Source organism: Kutzneria viridogrisea DSM 43870 (assembly GCF_000525635.1).
GTDB classification, from domain to species: domain Bacteria; phylum Actinomycetota; class Actinomycetes; order Mycobacteriales; family Pseudonocardiaceae; genus Kutzneria; species Kutzneria viridogrisea.
Genome location: NZ_CP007155.1, coordinates 9484670 through 9502435, shown reverse-complemented (window position 1 = coordinate 9502435; position 17766 = coordinate 9484670). Strand labels below are relative to the sequence as shown.

Here is a 17766-nt window from a genome sequence, read left to right as displayed (position 1 = left end):
CCTGCACCGCCAACCCAATGATCAATACACGGGATCGGGCACGGTGTCGACTTGCCATTCGGGTTGTTCTGCCCGATCGGCGTGAGGGTAGACCGTCGCGGCGTGTTCGGGGGTGACCACGCCGTCCCGGATGTCCGCGAGTACGGCCAGCCCGTCCCGCTCGGCCGGGTCCCCGTAGCCGCCGCCACCTCCGGTCATGCAGCGCACCACGTCGCCCGCGTGCAGCCGCAACCCGTTGACCTTGAGCACGCGTCGCTCGTCCGGCCGCCCCGGGTTGACCACCACCTCGGGCGGCTGCGCCCCGCCACCGCCGAACAGGCCCCAGGCCGGGGTGACCGACCGTTCGAACCACAGCGAGAGCGTGCAGTCGTGCAGCGCCACGTACTCGCGGATCACCCCGTTGCCCCCGCGCCATCGGCCTGGGCCGCCGGAGTCGGGGCGCATCCCGTAGTGCGTGATCCGCAGCGGGAACCGGGTCTCCAGCACCTCGATGGGCATGTCCTTGAGCGAGCCGTTCACGTTGTTGATCAGTGCGCTCTCCCCGTCGCTGCCCTGCCACGCGCCCCAGCCGCCGAGCGTGGCCTCCAGGCTCACGTACTCGCGGCCGGTCCTCGGATCGGTGCCCGAGCACTGGACGATCATCGAGTCCCCGTGGCTGGCGGCGGCCACCCGCTCGGGCAGCACCGGGGCCAGCGCCATGGCGACCAGGTCGATCAGCAGGCCCAGGTGGGAGAAGTACCACTGGCACGCCGCGGGTGGGCGGGCGCCGAACACCGAGCCCTCCCGCACCCGCACCGACATGGGCCGGAACGAGCCGCCGTTGCCCGGCACGTCCGGGCTGACCAGCAGCTTGTAGCCGACCCGGCAGGCCGAGACGGCCTGTGCCGCACCGCAGTTGATCGGCCCCTCGGTCTGGTCGGCGGACTCGGTGAGGTCGAACTCCATGTGGTCCCCGGACACGGTGATGGTCAGCCGCACCGGGATGGGCGTGGCGAGGTCGATGCCGTCGTTGTCCAGGCAGCCCTCGGCCCGGTACACCCCGTCCGGGATGGCCGCGACCACCGCGCGCTCCAGCCGCTCGGTCTGCGCGAAGATCTCCTCCCGCGCGGCCCGCACCGCGGCGAGCCCGAACCGGTCCACGATCTCGGCGAGCCGCTGCTGCCCCGTGTTGATGGTGGCGATCATCGCGTGCAGGTCGCCGCTGGTGGGGTAGGGAAAACGAACGTTCGTGCTAATTGTGTCCAGCACGCCGGGCACCGGCTGACCGGCCGCGACCAGCTTCTGCGGTCCCAGGCGCAGGCCCTCCTGGAAGATCGTCACCGAGTCCATGGACCCACCGGGATCCTTGGAGCCCACGTCGATCCAGTGCGCCCTGGTGGCGGTGAACCCGGCCAGCTCCTGCTCCGCGAACACCGGCCCGAAGATCGTGACGTCGTTGAGGTGCGTGCCGCCGAGGTAGGAGTCGTTGAGGATCCACACGTCTCCCGGCTGCCAGGCCTCCCGGCCGAAGCGCTGCTCGGTGGCCAGGGTGCAGGCCTCCAGGTTGCCCAGGAAGATCGGCAGCCCGGCGGACTGGCCGAGCACCCGGTGCCGCTCGTCGAGCAGGGCGACCACGCAGTCGCCGCACTCGTAGATGACGGGGGTGTACGCCGAGCGGATCAGCGTGGCGTTCATGTCCTCGGCCGCCGCGGCCAGCGCGTTGCGGATGATCTCGACCGTGACCGGGTCGACCGTCATGCCCGCACTCCCTGGATCAGCAGTGAACCGAACTCGTCGACGGTCACGCGGTGACCGGGCGGCACCACGGTGGTCGCGGTGTCCTCGACCACCAGCGCGGGCCCGTCGAACTCGTGCCCGGCGGCCAGGTCCTCGCGGTGGAGCACGGCGGTGTCCCACGCGCGGCCGTCGAAGGTGACCGAACGTTCGTGCTGCACGGCGACCGGGCCGTGCGACTCGGGGATGCGTTCGGGCTCGGCGTGGCCGAGGTCGCCCCAGGCCGTCGTGCGCAGCGTGACGAACTCGATGGGGGCGCCCGGGTTCGAGTGCCCGTACCGGCTCTCGTGCACCTGCCCGAACCGCTTGGACACCAGGTCCAGGAACCCGGGCTCGGCGGGTTCACCGGCGTGGCTGAGCGGCACGGCGAGCGTGTACTCCTGCGCCGCGTAGCGGATGTCCACCGCGTGCTCGGCCCTGCGCGCGTGCGGCGGAACACCTTCGCTGTCCAGGGAACCCAGGCCGACCTCGGCCAGTTCGGACAGCCGCCCGGCCATGTGGGCGCCGTCCAGGTCGGCGCCGTGCCGGAAGTAGGGCTCGCTCAGGTCGCGGCGGATCTGGGTCTGCAACATGCCCCAGGCCGAGAAGGCCCCAGGGAAGCGCGGCACGACCACCTCGCCGATGCCCAGCTCGTCGGCGAGGAACACCGCGTGCATCGGACCGGCACCGCCGAAGGCCACCAGCGTGAAGTCCCTTGGCTCGATGCCACGCGCCACGGTGATCGTGCGGATCGCCTGCGCCATGCGGGCGTTGGCCACCGCGCAGATGCCCTCCGCCATCGCGCTGGTGCCCAGCCCGAGTCGCGCGCCCAGTGCGCACACCGCCCGCTCGGCCAGGTCCGTGCGCAGCGGAAGGCGCCCGCCCGCGAACCGGTCCCCGTCGATGCGGCCCAGCACCAGGTTGGCGTCGGTCACGGTGGGCGACTCGCCGCCCTGGGCGTAGCAGGCCGGGCCCGGGGTGGCGCCCGCCGACCGCGGCCCCACCCGCAGGCCACCCGCCTCGACCCAGGCTACCGACCCGCCGCCCGCGCCGATCGTGTGCAGGTTGACCGCGCTCATCAGCATCGGCAGGCCGTCCAGCCGCACCTCCGGCACCACGTCCGGCTTGCCGTCCACCACCAGGGACACGTCGAAGGAGGTGCCGCCCATGTCCACGCAGATCACCTCGGGGCGGCCCAGTTGTCCGGCCAGTGCGACCCCGCCCATCGTGCCGCCGACCGGCCCGGACAGCAGCGTCTGAAGTGGACGGTCGCGGGCGCTGTCCGCCGTGAGGATCCCGCCGGAGGACTGCATCACGTGCAGCGGCGCGGTCACGCCGCGCTCGTCCAGCGCGGCGCCGAGCCTGCCGAGGTAGCCCCGGATCGTCGGCCCGATGTACGACTCGGCCACCGCGGAGGAGGTCCGCTCGTACTCGCGCCACTCGTTGGCGGTCTCGTGCGACAGCGAGATCGCCACCTCCGGTCCGAGCTCCTCGCGCAGCACCTCCCGGGTGCGCAGTTCGTGCGCGGGGTTGGCGCAGCTGAACAGGTAGCCCACGGCGAGCGCGGTGAAGCTCCCGCGCCGGAACAGCGCGGCCGCACGCCGGACCGCGTCCTCGTCCAGTCGGGTGATTTCCTCGCCCTCAGCCGAGATTCGGCCGTTCACGTGAACGATGTCCCGCAATGGGAGCAACGGTTCGGGCTTGCGGTAGTGCAGCTGGTACATCCTGGTCCGCGGTCCGCGCGCGATGTGGTACGTCTGCGCGGCACCCGTGCTCGCCAGCAGCAGCACCCGAGCGCCGCGCCGCTGAAGCAGGCTGTTGAGCCCCTGGGTGGTGCCGTGCACCAGGAACGAGACGTCCTCGGCACGGGGTGCGATGGGGCTCAGCGCTGCCAGCGCGCCGCGGGTGAGGTCGTCCGGCGTGGTCGGGCTCTTGCCGACCCGGTAGCGGCCGTCGCGCTCGTCGTAGGCGACCACGTCGGTGAAGGTGCCGCCGATGTCCATGGATATCCGCAACCCGCTCATGCCGGTCACGGTAGAGACGGGATCTCGCGCGGTGCTGTGCGCCGGTCACAGTGAGCAGGCGGGCCACAGGGCGTGATCGCCTCGCGCGCAGCCGGTCCTACGGCCGAACGGGTGAGCCGCGCTCGGGTGCCGTGCCAGCGGTAATTCACCCGAACATCCCAAGAGTGGCCCGCTGCACAATCCGGGGTGCCCTGGTTGTGCCCGGCGCCCAGGGGCCCAGGCTCTCCCTTTCCTACAGTCAGTGACCAACACCGTGTGATGTGCACAGCGAACGCGGGAGGAGCGGCAGGCCATGACCATCGTCGGCGACGTGAGCTGGCAGGACAGCGACTTCCAGTCCTGCCGGATCCTCTGCCTCGACCTCCCCGAGGACGTGCCGACGACAGCCGTGGCCCACGAGCTGGACGGGGTGGCCGGCCCGGTCGCACCCGCCCGCCCGCTCGCCGTCGGGCGCGCCCCGTGGACGGCGTGGCCCGGTGATCCCTCCCGACGCAGGCCCGAGGTCCTCCTCGGAGTCGACGCCAGCGGGATCACCCCTGCCATCGCGCTGTCGTTGGCCTCGGGCCTGCCGCGCCACCTGGCGTGGCGGCAGGACGTGATCGCCGGGGACGGGCCGCTGATGTCGCTGGCCACCCACTAGACCAACTGTCCGCACTGGGGGTCGTTCCCTCTCCCGCGCGCTCGCGTGCGGGAGAGGGAACGCCACAACACCGTTCCAGGCTCCGTCCAGGTATCCACCCGTGCCCTGCCGCCTCTTGAGGAGGACGGCTTGTGCCACGGGAGGTGTGCATGGAGGGCCCCGGACCATGGCTGGGTGACCCGGCGCCACTGGCTGCTGTGGGCAGGTGGCGGCCCCTGGTGGGCAGGGCCGCCGAGCTCGGCAAGCTGGAACAGGCGGCGGCGCGGGCATTCCGCTTGGTCGAACTCGTCGGTGAACCGGGTATCGGCAAGACCCGGTTGCTGGCGGAGTTCGTCGCGCGGGTGCGCCGCACCGGTCGGCTGGTGCTGTGGGGCAGGGCGGCGGCGGTCGAGCGGGACGTGCCGTTCGGGCCGGTGGTCGACGCCTTGGACGACTACATCGACGAGCGCGCCGCTGGCGGGCTGAGCCAGGCCGAGCTGCGCCTGCTGACCGGGGTGTTCCCCGCGCTGGCCGACGGCTCACGCGGCGAGCGGGCGGCCAGCGGTGCGGTGCGGTTCCGGCAGTACCGGGCGGTGCGCGCCCTGCTGCGGTCCCTGGCCAGGCCGCCGGGGCTGACCATCGTGCTCGACGACCTGCACTGGGCCGACGAGCCCACCATCGAGCTGATCGACTACCTGGTGCGGCACCCGCTGCCCGACCCGGTGCTGATCGTGCTGGCCTACCGGCCCGCCCAGGTGTCCTCCCGGCTGACCACCGCGCTGGCCGACGCCCCGCAGGGCCAGGTCTGCCGGGTCGACCTCGCGCCGTTCACCGAGGCCGAGGCCGACCAGCTGCTCGCCGCCGAGCCGAGCCGGACCACCCGCCGTCGGCTGCACCGGCGCAGCGGCGGCAACCCGTTCTACCTGGACGCACTGGCCCAGATGGTCGGCGCGGGCGAGGACCCGCTGCCGGAACTGCCCAAGTCGGTGCACGCGGCGCTGGCCGCCGAGCTGTTCGGGCTCGCCGCACCGGCGTCGCTGGTCGCGCAGTCCGCTGCGGTCGCGGGCACCGAGTTCGAGCCCGCGCTGGTCGCCTGCGTGGCCGAGATCGGCGAGGACCAGGTCCTCGCGGCCCTCGACGAGCTGGTCGCCAGGGACCTCGTGCGCTCGGTGGGCTGGTCGGGCCGGTTCCGGTTCCGCCACGAACTGGTCCGGCACGTGGCGTACGGCTCGGCCGCGGCGGGGTGGCGGCACGGCGCGCACACCCGGCTGGCCGAGTACCTCGCCTCGGTCGGCGCCTCGCAGGTCCAGCGCGCCGACCACGTGCTGCGCTCGGCGAAGTTCGGCGACACCGAGGCCGTGCAGACCCTGGTCGGCGCCGCGCGCACGGCCATGAGCCACGCGCCCGCGTCCTCGGTCACCTGGTACGAGGCCGCTTTGTCCCTACTGTCCGACGGGGACGAGGAACTGCCGCCACGCGTGCAGTTGCAGCAGGAACTCGCGCTGAGCCAGGGCATCAGCGGGCGGCTCGACCAGAGCCGCGAGACCCTGCGGGAGGTGCTGCGCGTCCTGCCGCCCGACCAGGTGTCCGACCGCGCGCGGGCCGCGTCGTTCTGCGCGTTCCTGGACTACCTGCAGGGTGAGCACGAACTGGCACGGCACCTGCTCAACGCCGAGCTGGGCAGGCAGCAGGACCCGCACTCCGCCGAGGCCACACCGCTGCGCATGCAGCTGGCGATGGACCTGCTGCTCACCGGTGGCGGCGAGGACGTCCGCGGGTTGCTGGCCGATCTGCCCGAGGGCGGTGACGAGGGCTGGACCATCCCGCACTCCACCCTGCTCGCCTTCCAGGAGGCGATCGACGGCAACCGGTTCGCCGCCGCGCAGCACGTCAAGCACGCGGCCGACCTGCTCGACGTGATCGGTGACGAGGAGTTCCTGTCCTGGTTGCCCGCGATCTACTCGCTGTGCTGGACCGAGATCGCCACCGGGCGCATCGCCAGCGGCCTGCGGCACTTCACCCGCGCCGTGGACCTGGCCAGGGCCACCGGCCGGGTCTACCTGCTGGCGGCGCTGCTGTGCGGGCAGGCCTGCGCGTACGGGCTGCGTGGCCGCATCGCCGAGGGCCAGGACGCGCTGGACGAGGCGCTCGACGTGGCCAGGAGCTTCGGCTACCGCAGCCACGGCCTGCTGGCCGGGATCGCCTGCGCGCTGAGCAGTTGGCGCGGCGAACACGGTGCCGCGCTGCGCTGGGGCAACCAGGCCGTCGCCGAGACCGACCCGAGCCGCCCGTGGGCCAGGGCGCTGGCCCACCACCACCTGCTGCTGGCCCACGTGCACGCCAGCAACCCCGCTGCCTGCGCCGCACTGGTCGCGGCCTGCGGTGGACCTGACCTGCCCGAGGCCGACCCGTTCACCAGGCTCAACTGTTACTACCTGCTCGCCGCCTGCGCGGCGGGCCAGGGCGACGCCGAGCTCGCGCGCGACTGGGCGCGGCGGGCCGAGGAGATCGCCGACCCCAGGCTCGAACTGGACGTGCTGTTCGTGGAACTGGCCGGGGCGCACGCCGCCAGCGTCGAGGACCCGGGCCGGGCCGCCGCGCTGGCCCTGCGCGCCGCCGAGTCCGCCGAGGCCTGCGGGCTCGCGCTCCACCAGGGGGCGGCGTTGCTGCTGGCAGGCACGTGCCTGGCCAAGGCCGCGCGGCGGGACCAGGCGATCTGCCAGCTCCGTGCCGCGGCCGACCTGTTCAGCGGCTGCGGTGCGTCCGACCTGCACAGCGCCGCCGTCCGCGAGCAGCGCAGGCTCGGCATCCGCGTGCCGACCACCGGCTCCCGGTCCAAGCAGCGGCCGCACGCCTTGTCCCCGCGTGAGCAAGACGTGGCCGAACTTGTGTGCTCGGGGCTGACCAACCAGCAGATCGCGGAAAAACTCGTGCTGAGCGTGCGGACTGTCGAGACCCATCTGACTCACATCTTCGCCAAGCTGGGGGTGACCAACCGGGCTGGGGTGGCGGGAGTACTGGCCAACCAGTCCACTGATTGAACTGCCGACGGCCCGCGGCGGTAACTACCGAGGTCAGATGGAGGTGGGGACCGTGCGCGACGGACTTGCCGACGAACCGGGCGCCGTGCTGTGGCTGGGACCGACCGGCCGTGACCGGGTGTTGCTCCTGCACGACTTGGCGGCCAGTGGGTCGACGAGCTGGCTGGGGCAACTCAGCCTGGCCGACGAGGTGAACCTGGGCGTGGTGGACCGGCCGGGCTACGCGATGACCGATCCGGTGTCGGCCGCGGGCTGGACCGCCGACACCACGATGCTGGTCGGCCTGCTCGACCGGGACGGGCCGTGTCACCTCGTGGCGCACGGCAACGCCACCGCCGGGGCGCTGATGGCCGCCCAGTTGGCGCCGTCCCTGGTGCGGTCCCTCGTGCTGGTCGAGCCGCCGCTGTTCCAGCTCGCCCAGGGCAGTTCACTGGTCGAGGACCTGTCAGGTGCCCTGGTCGAGTTGCACCGCCACGCGGAGGACCTCACCGGTGCCGAGTACCTGAAGCAGTACCTGCTCACCGTGGGCTACCTCGAACCGCCGCGGCTGAGCGTTCCGCAGCGCTGCGCTGAGGCCGCCAGGGCCGAGCGCCCCGCGTGCCAGGCACCGATCGACCTGGACACGCTGGCGCGCACCTCGGTGTCGGTCACCGTGGTCGTCGGCGGCCGACAGGGCGGCTGGCACGACCCGGGCGAGCGCACGGTGTTCGGTGGGGCGGTGTGGCGTACGGCGGAGGTGCTGGCCGAGGCCATGGACGGGTGGCTGGTGCCGATCGATTCCGCCGGTCATGAGGTGCAGCGCAGGACGGGCGCGTTCAACCAGGTGCTGTGCCAGCACCTGGAGGCATGGTGGGGGAGCCACCAGCACGGACATGTGGCTGCGGGGACCTGAGCCGGGCGTTGTCGCGGCGTACGTTCTCCGCACTCGCGGATCTGATCCGCTGGCGTGGTGGAGCAGCGCTGCTGCGTATCTGGACTGCTGAGACCTAGCTGCACGGCTGCGGCGTTGCTCGTGGGCTGCGGCGCTGCTGCATTGCTGCGGCGCTGCTCGTGTGCTGCCGCGTTGCTCCAACGCCGCTGCGTTGCTGCATTGCTGCGGCGTTGCTGCACCGCGTCGGCGTTGCTGCACCGTCGCAGTGGTTGTGATGGTGTGAACCGACCGCAGGTGTTCGTCTGTGGTGACCGCACTCGTCGACGACCGCCGTCACCTGCTGACTACCGGTCTCGCGCGCTACACCGAATCCGGCGTGGTCGGCCGCCCCTCCCTCGCGTCGGCCAAGAAGGGACGGGTTGTGCTCGCGAGTCTCGTAAGCTCCTTCGGCGGCTGCCTTTCCGCCCTCAAGTGAGTGTAAAAACGGGCAATCGATCCGGCATGCAAAGCTGCGACCTGCGGAAAACATTCTTCGGCGGTACCTGGCAACAGCGTTGCTTGACAGTGATCCAGATCATGTCTGGGAACCCCTTCGTGGCCTCGGACATCTCTGTTTATGAGTACGCAAACTCACCGGCAAATACGCGGGCACCATTTCGAGGGGGCTGATTATGAACATCAACGCGATGGCGATCCGGCGGGCCGCGATGGCGATTGCCGCGGTGGCGGCGGTGGGTGCGCTGGGGGCGTGCTCGATCGGCCAGTCGGGCAACGCCACGCCGGCGCCGCAGGGTTCCGGCGGCGCCGGAGGCGGGGTCAGCGCGGCGTCGAACGACGGGACCAGCCAGGGCACGGACGCGAACGGCGGGACTCGCCAGGGCACGGACGCCAAGGGTGCCCCGGGCGCCAACGGCAGGGGCATCGCCAACGCCGGCGGTCACCCGAGCTGCACGAACCTGAAGGTGACGCAGTCGACGCCGGATCTGATCAACGGCAGCAGCACGCAGTGGAAACTCCCGATCATGCTGACCAACCAGAGCGGCGTGCCCTGCACCGTGCAGGGCTTCCCCGGCGTCCGTCTCCAGGGCGCGGACGGCACCACCTGGGATCTAGTTCGCACCAGCACGACCGGCACCCCGGTGCTGCTCGGCCCCGGCGAGCACGCCACCGCCGACCTCACCTACTCCACCGTCGGTGACGGTGGCGGTCCCGCCTGGCACGTCTCCAGCATGGCCGTGACGCCGCCCAACAGCACCAATACCCAGACCCTGCCCTGGGCCGACAGCGTCGACCTGGTCAAGCAGGACGCCGCCACCCACCCTGGGACTTACATCGGCCCGGCCCGCGCCAGCACCGCCGGATGACGACCGGGCCGCAGCGAAACGAATAGCGAAAATGTCGTGGGAATCAGAAATTCCCACGACATTTTCGCTATCCGGGGTTCAGTCCTATGTGCCGACCTCGTCGAGATGCGGCAGGTAGTGGTCGAGCCGTTCTCGTTTCGTGCGTAGACAGCGGAGGTTCTCGGTCAGGCCGCGGTGGCGTTGAGCGCTCATGAGCGTGCCCCTTCTCTGGGGTTCGGCGGCTGGGCAGCAAACATCACACGGACGAAACCGCCGCAGCACTTCTGCACCGCTGCAGCGTTGCTGCTCTGCCGTCGCACTGCTGCACCGCAGCGGCGCTGCTGGTCCGCCGCCGCCGAGCTCGTCCGCCGCCGCCATGCTGCACCGCTGTCGCACAGCTCGACGGGTGCTGCGAAACTCGGTGCAACCAGCTCACGAGATCAGCGCATGTACATCTCGTAGGCGCGAGCAGTGGAGCACGGAGGCAACTCAGCAGGTGACCGGTCGCGGCTCTCCGTGGGATGGGGAGTTCACCCAGTACTTCGCCGCGCGTGCGCACTCGCTGCGTGCCACGGCTTATCTGCTGTGCGGTGACTGGCACCGCGCGGAGGACATCACGCAGACCGCCCTGACCAAGATGTATCTGATCTGGCCCAGGTTGGCGCGGCACGACTCGCTGGACGCCTACGTGCGCAAGGTCGTCGTCCGGACGTTCCTCGCCGAGAACCGGCGGATGCGCTGGCGGCGCGAGCAGCTCACCGGGGAGCTGCCGGACTTCGCGGTCACCGACGGCGAGCCGGAGCACAGCATGGTGGTCCGCTCGGCGCTGGCCGCGGTGCCGCCGAGGCAGCGCGCGGTGTTGGTGCTGCGCTACTGGAACGACCTCGGCGTGGAGGAGACCGCGGCGGCGCTGGGCTGCTCGGCGGGCACGGTCAAGAGCCAGGCCGCCCGTGGACTGGACGCGTTGCGCAAGCGACTCGGACCCCACTTCGCCGACCTGGGCGTGTTCGGACCGGAAGGGAGGTGACGCAGGTGCAGGACGACGAGGCGCGAGCACTGCTCGCGAGCACCGATCCCGGTCAGGGACCGCCCTTGCTGATCACAGCGGAGGGCATCGCCCAGCGCGGAGCCCGCATCCGCCGCCGACGCAGGCAGACCGCGGCGGCGGGCACCGCCCTCGGTGTCTGCGCCCTGCTCATCGGCCTGCTGCTCGCGCTCGGCACCCACCCCGCGCAGCAACTGCCGCCGGCGAACCCGGGACCGAGCAGCCCGCAGCCGGTCAGCACCACAGCAACCTCGCGCCCCTCCACGACCCGCGCACCCTCGAGCACGGCGACATCAGCGCAGTCCACGGCACCCACGTCCACGCCCTCGACAACACAGAGTGGCGCGGCTGGCACTTCGACGACAACAGTCACCCGATAGGACGACGGCGGCGGACTAGACGATCGGCCGTAGCACCGTCCGATCGTCGGTCCGGTGCAGCCGGTAGCCTCACCGCCCGTCCGGGTTTTCACCCGACTGAAGGACCTTTCCCAGAGGCTGGAGTTCGGTGAGACGGGTCGCGATCGTGTCCGCGAGTGTCGGTGCCGGCCATGACGGAGCGGCCGGTGAACTGGCCCGCCGCCTGCGTGGCCAGGGCTACCAGGTGGACGTGCACGACTTTCTCGACCTGCTGCCTGGACGCGTCGGCCGCAGGATGAGCGCGGCCTACCTGCGCCAACTGCAGGTCGCCCCGCGCAGTTGGGAGATCCTGCTCAAGCTGCTGGAGTGGTGCCGTCCCCTGGCGGTGTTCGTCTCCCTGCTGTCCGGTCTGGCCTGCCGCAAGATGCTGCGTGCGCTCGGCCCCGACCTGGACCTGGTCGTGTCCACCTACCCGCTGGCGAGCCAGTCGCTGGCCCGGCTCAAGCGCACGGGCCGGTTGGCGGCTCCGGTGGTCACCTACCTCTGCGACATGTCGGTGCACCGCATGTGGGTCGCCAAGGACGTGGACCTGCACCTGGCACTGCACGAGGTCTCCGAACGCCAGGCCCGCAGGCTGGGCGCGCGCCGGATCACGGTCACCGGCCCCGCGGTCGCCCCGAACTTCCGGCCCTCACTGGGTGAGGTCGAGCGCAAGGTCGCCCGCAAGCAGCTCGGCTTGCCCGCGGAGGGGCGGCTCGCCCTGGTGTTCGGCGGTTCCTGGGGTGTCGGCGACATCGAGCAGACCGCGCGCGACATCGCCGACACCGGTGTCGCCACACCAGTGGTGCTGTGCGGCACCAACAAGGCGCTGCGCGACAAGCTGGCCGCCACGGGTGTGGGCTGCGCACTGGGCTGGGTCGAGGACATGGCCGTGGCGATGCGGGCCTGCGACGTGGTGGTGCAGAACGCGGGCGGGCTCAGCTCGATGGAGGCGCTGGCCACGGGCCTGCCGGTGATCACCTACCGCTGCCTGGTCGGTCACGGCAGGACCAACGCGGCGGCGCTGGAGCAGGCCGGGCTGGTGCCGTGGGTGCGGCGCACCGAGGACCTGGGCCGGACGCTGCGGGCGGTGCTCGACGACGGGGTGGCGGCCAGGCACGCGGCCACCGAGGCCTTCACCGCGGGCACGGACCCGAGCCTGGTGCTCGCGGGCTTGGTGCCCGAGCAGACCCCGGTGCCGACCGGCCGCGGGCACCGCAGGCGCCGCCGGGTCGGGGTGGCGGCGGCCTGCCTGGTCGGCGTGGCGTGGCTGGGCACCGTCGGGGTCAGCATGGCGGTGGCCAGCGGGTTCCAGTCGATCGGCCCGGCGAGCAGGCACAGCGGCGAGGTGTTCTTCCTGGTGGCGGTGGACCAGGACAGGCCGATGCCGGCCACCGAGATCGACCAGCTGGCGAGGCTGCACGCGGGGGCCGTGGTGAGCGCGCACGTGGTCGACCGGCAGCCGGAGACGGTGCGGGCGCTGGCCAGGGCCGGGGTGGTGATCGTCAACGCGGCGGGCGGCGCGCCCTACACCACGGGCCTGTTCACCGGCCGCACGGCGATCGGCCAGACGGCGGGCGCGATCACCGCGACCACCGGGCGCGCGCCCCGGCTGCTGCTCAGCAGCGGTGACGTGGACGCCATCGACGTGGGCATCGTCGCCGCGCACCGGGAACGGATCGTGGTACCGACCAACACGATCCCGTGCACGAACTCCCCGCGGCGGCCGGTGCGCGGGGTGGTGCTCATCGAGCAGACCGCGGGCTGCGACCTGGCGAGCGCACTGGACGAGCTGTCGCGGCTGGCCGACTACCGGGCGGTGCGCCCGGCCTGGATCGAGGAGCTGACCACGTGATCGGCAGGATCGCGGCACTGACCGGAGCGGCGCTGGCCGCGCACGCACTGCCCGCGGTCACGGCGGTCCGCCCGCTGCGCGAGCGGTTCCTGCCCGCGCTGTCCGGGGTCGGCGAGCCCTCCCACGTGGCGCTGACCATCGACGACGGCCCGCACCCCGTGGCCACGCCGAGGTTCCTGCACGTGTTGGACACCTACGGCGTGCACGCGACCTTCTTCCTGCTGGGCAGCCAGTTGGCGCTGGCGCCCGAGCTCGGCAAGGAGCTCGTGGCGGCTGGGCACGAGATCGCCGTGCACGGCTGGGACCACCGCTGCCTGCTGCTGCGGGGACCGCGGGCGACCCACGAGGACATCATCCGCTCCTACGAGTACGTCGGCGAGGTGACCGGGCAGGCGCCGCGCTGGTACCGCCCGCCCTACGGGGTGCTCAACACGGCGGCGGTCGTCACCACGCGCACCCTGGGGCTGACCCCGGTGCTGTGGACGAGCTGGGGCCGCGACTGGGAGCTCTCGGCCAATCCCGAATCGGTGTTCCGAACCGTGACCAGCGGTCTTTCCGGCGGCGGCACGATACTGCTGCACGATTCCGACTGCACCTCGGCGCCCGGCTCATGGGCAGCAACTCTCGGTGCATTGCCCCGGATCATCGAAGAGTGTGAACGACGCGGATTGAAGATCGGAACACTGGGGTCGCACTGATCCGTCCGGCGTAAACCGCTCGTATATTCATCGTGTGCACGAGCGGTGGCGTTACACGCCTTTGGAGTGGCTTTACTCACGTCAAAAACGGTCACTTCGGTCGGCACTTTCGGGCATTGTGTGTCGTGCCCGCGGGCGACGCGGGCAATCCTCATCTTCCAGATCCCAGGGGGGATCCCACTTGCGCAAGAACCTGGGCCTCGCGGCCACCGCCGCGCTGGCCGGCACCGTCCTGTCCGCGCTCGTCGTCCCGGCGGCCAACGCCACCGAGGTGCCGGTGACCACCAGCGCCGCTCCGGTGACCACCAGCTCGCCGGTCGTGACCTCCAGCACCCAGCCGGTGCCGAGCACGACGACCACCGCGCCGCCGGTCAGCACCACGACCACTGTGGTGCCGCCGACCACGACCACCAAGCCGCTGCCGCCCAAGGGGCAGGACGAGGCGTTCGTGGTGGCCAGCCCCGACTACCCGGGCCTGTACGGCGTGGCCGTGCTGTGCTGGGACGCCGAGCCGAACAGCCTGGGCTCGTCCGTGCTGGACCTGGACTACAACTACCTCAAGAAGTCCACCGCGCAAGGCGCCACCGTTTGGTCCCTGGCCGCGCTGCTCAAGCCGGATGTGGCCAACGGCAGCTACGCCTTCACCGCCAAGTGCGGTGACCGCCCGGTGTCCTACACCTTCGAGGTGACCAACGGGGTGGCCAAGGTCCCGACCACCGCTCCGGTCAAGATCAACACTGGTAAGCCCGGCCAGCAGGTCGCCGTCAAGCCCAAGGGCGGCGTGCAGACCGGCGGCGGCTTCACCGCTCAGGGCTGACCCGTGCGGCGAACGGCTCATCGGCTGCTCGCGGCGGCCGTGGTGCTCGGCGCCGCGGCCGGGCTGGCCGCCTGCGGTTCGCCGCAGGAACCCCCGGCCACCGGCGGGGCCACCACGACCACCGCGCAGGCGGCGCCCGCACCGAAGGTGCGGCCCACCGAGGTGCGGGTGCCGAAGATCGGCGCGCAGTCCTCGCTGATCACCACCGGCCTGAACACCGACGGCACCCTGGAGGTGCCCCCGGTGGACAAGCCGATGCAGGCGTCCTGGTTCCGGCTCAGCCCGACCCCGGGCGACACGGGGCCCGCGGTGATCCTCGGCCACGTGGACGGCAACAAGGAGCCTGGCGTCTTCTTCAAGCTGCGCGAGTTGAAGGCGGGCGACGAGGTATTCGTCAGGCGGGCCGACGCCAAAGAGGTCAAGTTCCTGGTCGACCACGTCGAACAGGTGCCGAAGGACCAGTTCCCGCAGGACAGGGTGTACTCCAACACCGAGAAGCCGGAACTGCGGCTGATCACCTGTGGTGGCGCGTTCGACCACGCGGAGCACAACTACAAGGACAACATCGTGGTGTTCGCGAAGTTGGCCGCGTAGCGACATTGGAGATGAGGAGGGTGGCCAGCCGGGCTCCGGCTGGCCACCCTCCTCATTCGCATTCCGGTGAATCGCCTTGAATGAGTACCGCGAAGTCCGATCCCATGGCGGTGCGAACCAGGAAGGGATTCGAAGGTGCTCACCGTCAACGCTAGGCGGATCGCCGAGTTGCTGTCGTTCGAGGTACTGGTCCCTGCCCTGCGCGTGGCCTTCGCGCACGGGGAGCGGGCCGCGGTCACCCCGCAGCGACACCGGCACCGCATCGACCACGAGCTGGACGCCTCGCTGCTGCTGGGCACCGCGTGGACCCGGAACTACCTGGGCGTCAAGGTGGTCACGGTGTTCCCGCGCAACCTCACCGGGCCGCTGTCGGCGACCTACCTGCTGTCCTGCGGGCGAACCGGCAGACCGCTGGCGGTGTTCGACGGGGCGGCACTGAGCAGGCGGGCGGACTTCGCCGTCGGTGCGCTGGCGGCGTCCTACCTGGCCCGCCCCGACTCGCGCACCCTGCTGGTGATCGGCCCCGACGAGGTGGCGTGTGCGGCCACCAAGGCGTACCGGACCGTGCTGGGCATCGAGCGGGTGCTGGTGCACGGCGGGGCCGGTGGACGCGTGTGCGGGCACCCCGACGGGATCGTGGCGGAGCGCTGCGCCGATCTGCGGGAGGCGGTGCGGGAGTCCGACGTGGTGGTGTGCGTGACGGTGGACGCGGCCGAGTCGCTGCGCGGTGCCTGGCTGCGCTCGGGTACGCACGTGCACCTCGCCGGTGTTCCGGGGCAGCGCACGAGGGAGGCTGACGCGGAGGTGGTCGGGCGTTCGGCTGTGTACGTGGACAGCCCGACGGCGCTGGCCGAGTCCGGTGAGCTGACCCGGCTGCGTGCCGACCAGCTCAGGGGCAGCCTGTTCGACCTGTGCTCGGGCCTCGCGCGGGGCCGCCGCGCCGAGGGCGAGCTGACCCTGTTCAAGTCCGCCGGTACGGCCATCGCCGACCTGGCCGCGGCGGCACTCGCGCACGACGTGGCCGCCGCCGGGTGAGCGAGCTCACACGAACTTGTTGTGCTCAGATGCGTTTCCTGCGGCGATGTACCCTTCGACGCGGCAACCTGGCTGGTCCGGACGGCGTCTACAGCTATCGAGGCCGGTTCTCTCCCGGCCCTGGGACTGCCGTGGGAGGTGGGGACAGTCATGGCGGGTGCGCGCGGTGCCGCGCTGGTCGGCGGCAAGGGCATGGTGGCGCTCGTCTCGGTGCTGGTGCTGGCCGCCACCGGGTACGGCTGGTCCACGCTGAACATGGCCGAGGCCGGGGTGGCCAAGGTCGACGTGATCGACAAGCCCGCCGGGCCCAAGGGGCCCGGGCAGGACATGAACGTGCTGCTGGTCGGCATGGACAGCCGCACCGACGCGCACGGCAACAAGCTCGATGACGCCCAGCTCGCCCCGCTGCACGCGGGCGCGGACGAGGGCGAGATCAACACGGACACGATGATCGTGGTGCACGTGCCCGGCAACGGCACGGCCGCCTCCGCCTTCTCCATCCCGCGCGACTCCTTCGTGACGATCGCGGGGGCCCAGGGCAAGGACAAGATCAACTCGGCTTTCCAGTACGGCATGAACGCGGAGACGGACAAGCTGCGCGCGCGGGGGATCACCGACCAGGCCCAGTTGCAGCGCGAGGGCATGGTCGCCGGCCGCAAGAACCTGGTGCAGACCGTGGAGAACCTCACCGGGGTCTCGATCGACCACTACGCCGAGGTCAACCTGTTCGGCTTCGCCAAGATCAGCGACGCGGTCGGCGGCGTACCGGTCTGCCTGCTGCAGGACACCTCCGACGAGCTGTCCGGGGCCAACTTCAAGAAGGGCCCGCAGACCGTGCAGGGCGTCAGCGCGCTGGAGTTCGTGCGCCAGCGGCACGGCCCCGGCCTGATCAACGAGTTGGACCGCGAACGCCGCCAGCAGGCCTTCCTCGCCTCGCTGGCGCACCAGATGCTGTCCACCGGGCTGCTGACCAACCCCGGCAGGCTGACCAGCGTGATCAGTGCCGTGCAGGACGCCGTGGTGCTGGACACGAACTGGAACCTGCTGGAGTTCGCCACCCAGATGCAGGGCCTGACCGGCGGCAGCATCAAGTTCAACATCATGCCGGTGACCAACGTGGACGGGAAGGTCGGCGGGGCGGACGTGGTGCTGGTCAACCCGGCCGACGTGCAGGCCTGGGCCAAGGCCCTGTTCGCGGGCACCGACCAGGCCAGCAAGGGCGCCAGCCCCTCGTCCGAGCCCAGCACGACCACGACCAGCCCCCCGGCGGGCCGTCCCGGCGTGCTGGTGGACGTGGCCAACGGCAGCGGCGTGTCCGGGCTGGCCGCCCGCGTGCTGGAGTTCGTCGGCGGCAAGGGTTTCACCAAGGGTGCGCCCAGCACGGGTACCGTCCGGTCCACCTCGCTGGTGCAGTACGCGGCCGACAGCAAGGACGTGGCCCAGCAGGTGGCCGCGCTGCTCGGTGACCTGCCGCTGGCCGCCAGCCCCACGCTGCGCTCCGGCCGGGTCGAGGTGGACCTGGGCAAGGCGTACCACGGTCCCGGTTCCGCCGGTCAGACCGTGACCGGCGGCGGCGCGGTGCGGCTCGCCCCGACCGCGACGACCCCGACCACCACGGTCACCCCGGACCGCCCCGAGATCGACGCCAGCGGGGTGCCCTGCATCGCCTGAGGC

Annotated in this window: 14 protein-coding genes and 1 pseudogene; 12 read left to right on the top strand and 3 right to left on the bottom strand. The window is 71.5% G+C overall.

Annotation, left to right across the window (positions count from 1 at the left end):
- Positions 1 to 21: 21 nt before the first annotated feature.
- Together KALB_RS41725 and KALB_RS41720 are read right to left on the bottom strand one after the other, a co-directional pair.
- Entirely contained in the window at positions 22 to 1737 is a 1716-nt protein-coding gene (locus tag KALB_RS41725) for a hydantoinase B/oxoprolinase family protein (RefSeq protein ID WP_025361628.1), read from the bottom strand.
- Entirely contained in the window at positions 1734 to 3776 is a 2043-nt protein-coding gene (locus tag KALB_RS41720; RefSeq protein WP_025361627.1) for a hydantoinase/oxoprolinase family protein, read from the bottom strand. Before KALB_RS41720 ends, KALB_RS41725 begins: the two co-directional genes overlap by 4 nt.
- 292 nt (positions 3777 to 4068) lie before the next feature.
- On the opposite strand from KALB_RS41720, the gene KALB_RS48965 reads away from it, so the two are divergent.
- The 6 genes and pseudogenes from KALB_RS48965 to KALB_RS41695 all read left to right on the top strand — a co-directional run bounded on the left by KALB_RS48965 (position 4069) and on the right by KALB_RS41695 (position 10677).
- Complete coding sequence (locus KALB_RS48965) at positions 4069 to 4416, top strand: hypothetical protein (RefSeq protein ID WP_025361626.1); 348 nt, start codon at positions 4069 to 4071, stop codon at positions 4414 to 4416.
- A 149-nt stretch (positions 4417 to 4565) separates the two neighbouring features.
- Entirely contained in the window at positions 4566 to 7436 is a 2871-nt protein-coding gene (locus KALB_RS41710; protein WP_025361625.1) for an ATP-binding protein, read from the top strand.
- Positions 7437 to 7488: 52 nt separating this feature from the next.
- Positions 7489 to 8328 carry an alpha/beta fold hydrolase gene (locus KALB_RS41705; protein WP_148309863.1) on the top strand — a complete coding sequence of 280 codons (840 nt, stop codon included), beginning with the start codon at positions 7489 to 7491 and terminating at the stop codon, positions 8326 to 8328.
- 295 nt (positions 8329 to 8623) lie between these two features.
- A pseudogene (locus tag KALB_RS46145) lies at positions 8624 to 8782 on the top strand (creatininase family protein); the annotation flags it as partial.
- A gap of 196 nt (positions 8783 to 8978) precedes the next feature.
- Complete coding sequence (locus KALB_RS44710) at positions 8979 to 9671, top strand: DUF4232 domain-containing protein (protein ID WP_025361623.1); 693 nt, start codon at positions 8979 to 8981, stop codon at positions 9669 to 9671.
- 475 nt (positions 9672 to 10146) lie between these two features.
- Entirely contained in the window at positions 10147 to 10677 is a 531-nt protein-coding gene (locus KALB_RS41695) for a SigE family RNA polymerase sigma factor (RefSeq protein WP_025361622.1), read from the top strand.
- A gap of 52 nt (positions 10678 to 10729) precedes the next feature.
- Here the strand turns inward: KALB_RS41695 and KALB_RS41690 are convergent, their stop codons facing one another.
- Positions 10730 to 11017, bottom strand: a complete 288-nt coding sequence (locus KALB_RS41690; RefSeq protein WP_025361621.1) for a hypothetical protein — start codon at positions 11015 to 11017, stop codon at positions 10730 to 10732.
- A gap of 185 nt (positions 11018 to 11202) precedes the next feature.
- Between KALB_RS41690 and KALB_RS47335 the strand changes: the two genes are divergently transcribed.
- From KALB_RS47335 to KALB_RS41660, 6 genes are all read left to right on the top strand, one after another.
- Positions 11203 to 12948 carry an MGDG synthase family glycosyltransferase gene (locus KALB_RS47335; protein WP_025361620.1) on the top strand — a complete coding sequence of 582 codons (1746 nt, stop codon included), beginning with the start codon at positions 11203 to 11205 and terminating at the stop codon, positions 12946 to 12948.
- The gene (locus KALB_RS41680) at positions 12945 to 13646 is read left to right on the top strand and encodes a polysaccharide deacetylase family protein (RefSeq protein ID WP_148309862.1); all 702 of its coding nucleotides are present in this window, start codon (positions 12945 to 12947) and stop codon (positions 13644 to 13646) included. Before KALB_RS47335 ends, KALB_RS41680 begins: the two co-directional genes overlap by 4 nt.
- 181 nt (positions 13647 to 13827) lie before the next feature.
- The gene (locus KALB_RS41675; protein WP_030110062.1) at positions 13828 to 14463 is read left to right on the top strand and encodes a hypothetical protein; all 636 of its coding nucleotides are present in this window, start codon (positions 13828 to 13830) and stop codon (positions 14461 to 14463) included.
- 3 nt (positions 14464 to 14466) lie between these two features.
- The gene (locus tag KALB_RS41670; protein WP_025361618.1) at positions 14467 to 15057 is read left to right on the top strand and encodes a class F sortase; all 591 of its coding nucleotides are present in this window, start codon (positions 14467 to 14469) and stop codon (positions 15055 to 15057) included.
- 135 nt (positions 15058 to 15192) lie between these two features.
- On the top strand, positions 15193 to 16092 hold the full coding sequence (locus KALB_RS41665; protein ID WP_025361617.1) for a hypothetical protein: 900 nt from the start codon (positions 15193 to 15195) through the stop codon (positions 16090 to 16092).
- 150 nt (positions 16093 to 16242) lie between these two features.
- Entirely contained in the window at positions 16243 to 17763 is a 1521-nt protein-coding gene (locus KALB_RS41660; protein ID WP_025361616.1) for an LCP family protein, read from the top strand.
- The last annotated feature ends 3 nt before the right edge of the window (positions 17764 to 17766 follow it).

Coding starts and splice junctions, on each gene's coding strand:
- KALB_RS41725 (WP_025361628.1), bottom strand. CDS start 1,737: ATGACGGTCGACCCGGTCACGGTCGAGATCATCCGCAACGCGCTGGCC.
- KALB_RS41720 (WP_025361627.1), bottom strand. CDS start 3,776: ATGAGCGGGTTGCGGATATCCATGGACATCGGCGGCACCTTCACCGAC.
- KALB_RS48965 (WP_025361626.1), top strand. CDS start 4,069: ATGACCATCGTCGGCGACGTGAGCTGGCAGGACAGCGACTTCCAGTCC.
- KALB_RS41710 (WP_025361625.1), top strand. CDS start 4,566: ATGGAGGGCCCCGGACCATGGCTGGGTGACCCGGCGCCACTGGCTGCT.
- KALB_RS44710 (WP_025361623.1), top strand. CDS start 8,979: ATGAACATCAACGCGATGGCGATCCGGCGGGCCGCGATGGCGATTGCC.
- KALB_RS41660 (WP_025361616.1), top strand. CDS start 16,243: ATGGCGGGTGCGCGCGGTGCCGCGCTGGTCGGCGGCAAGGGCATGGTG.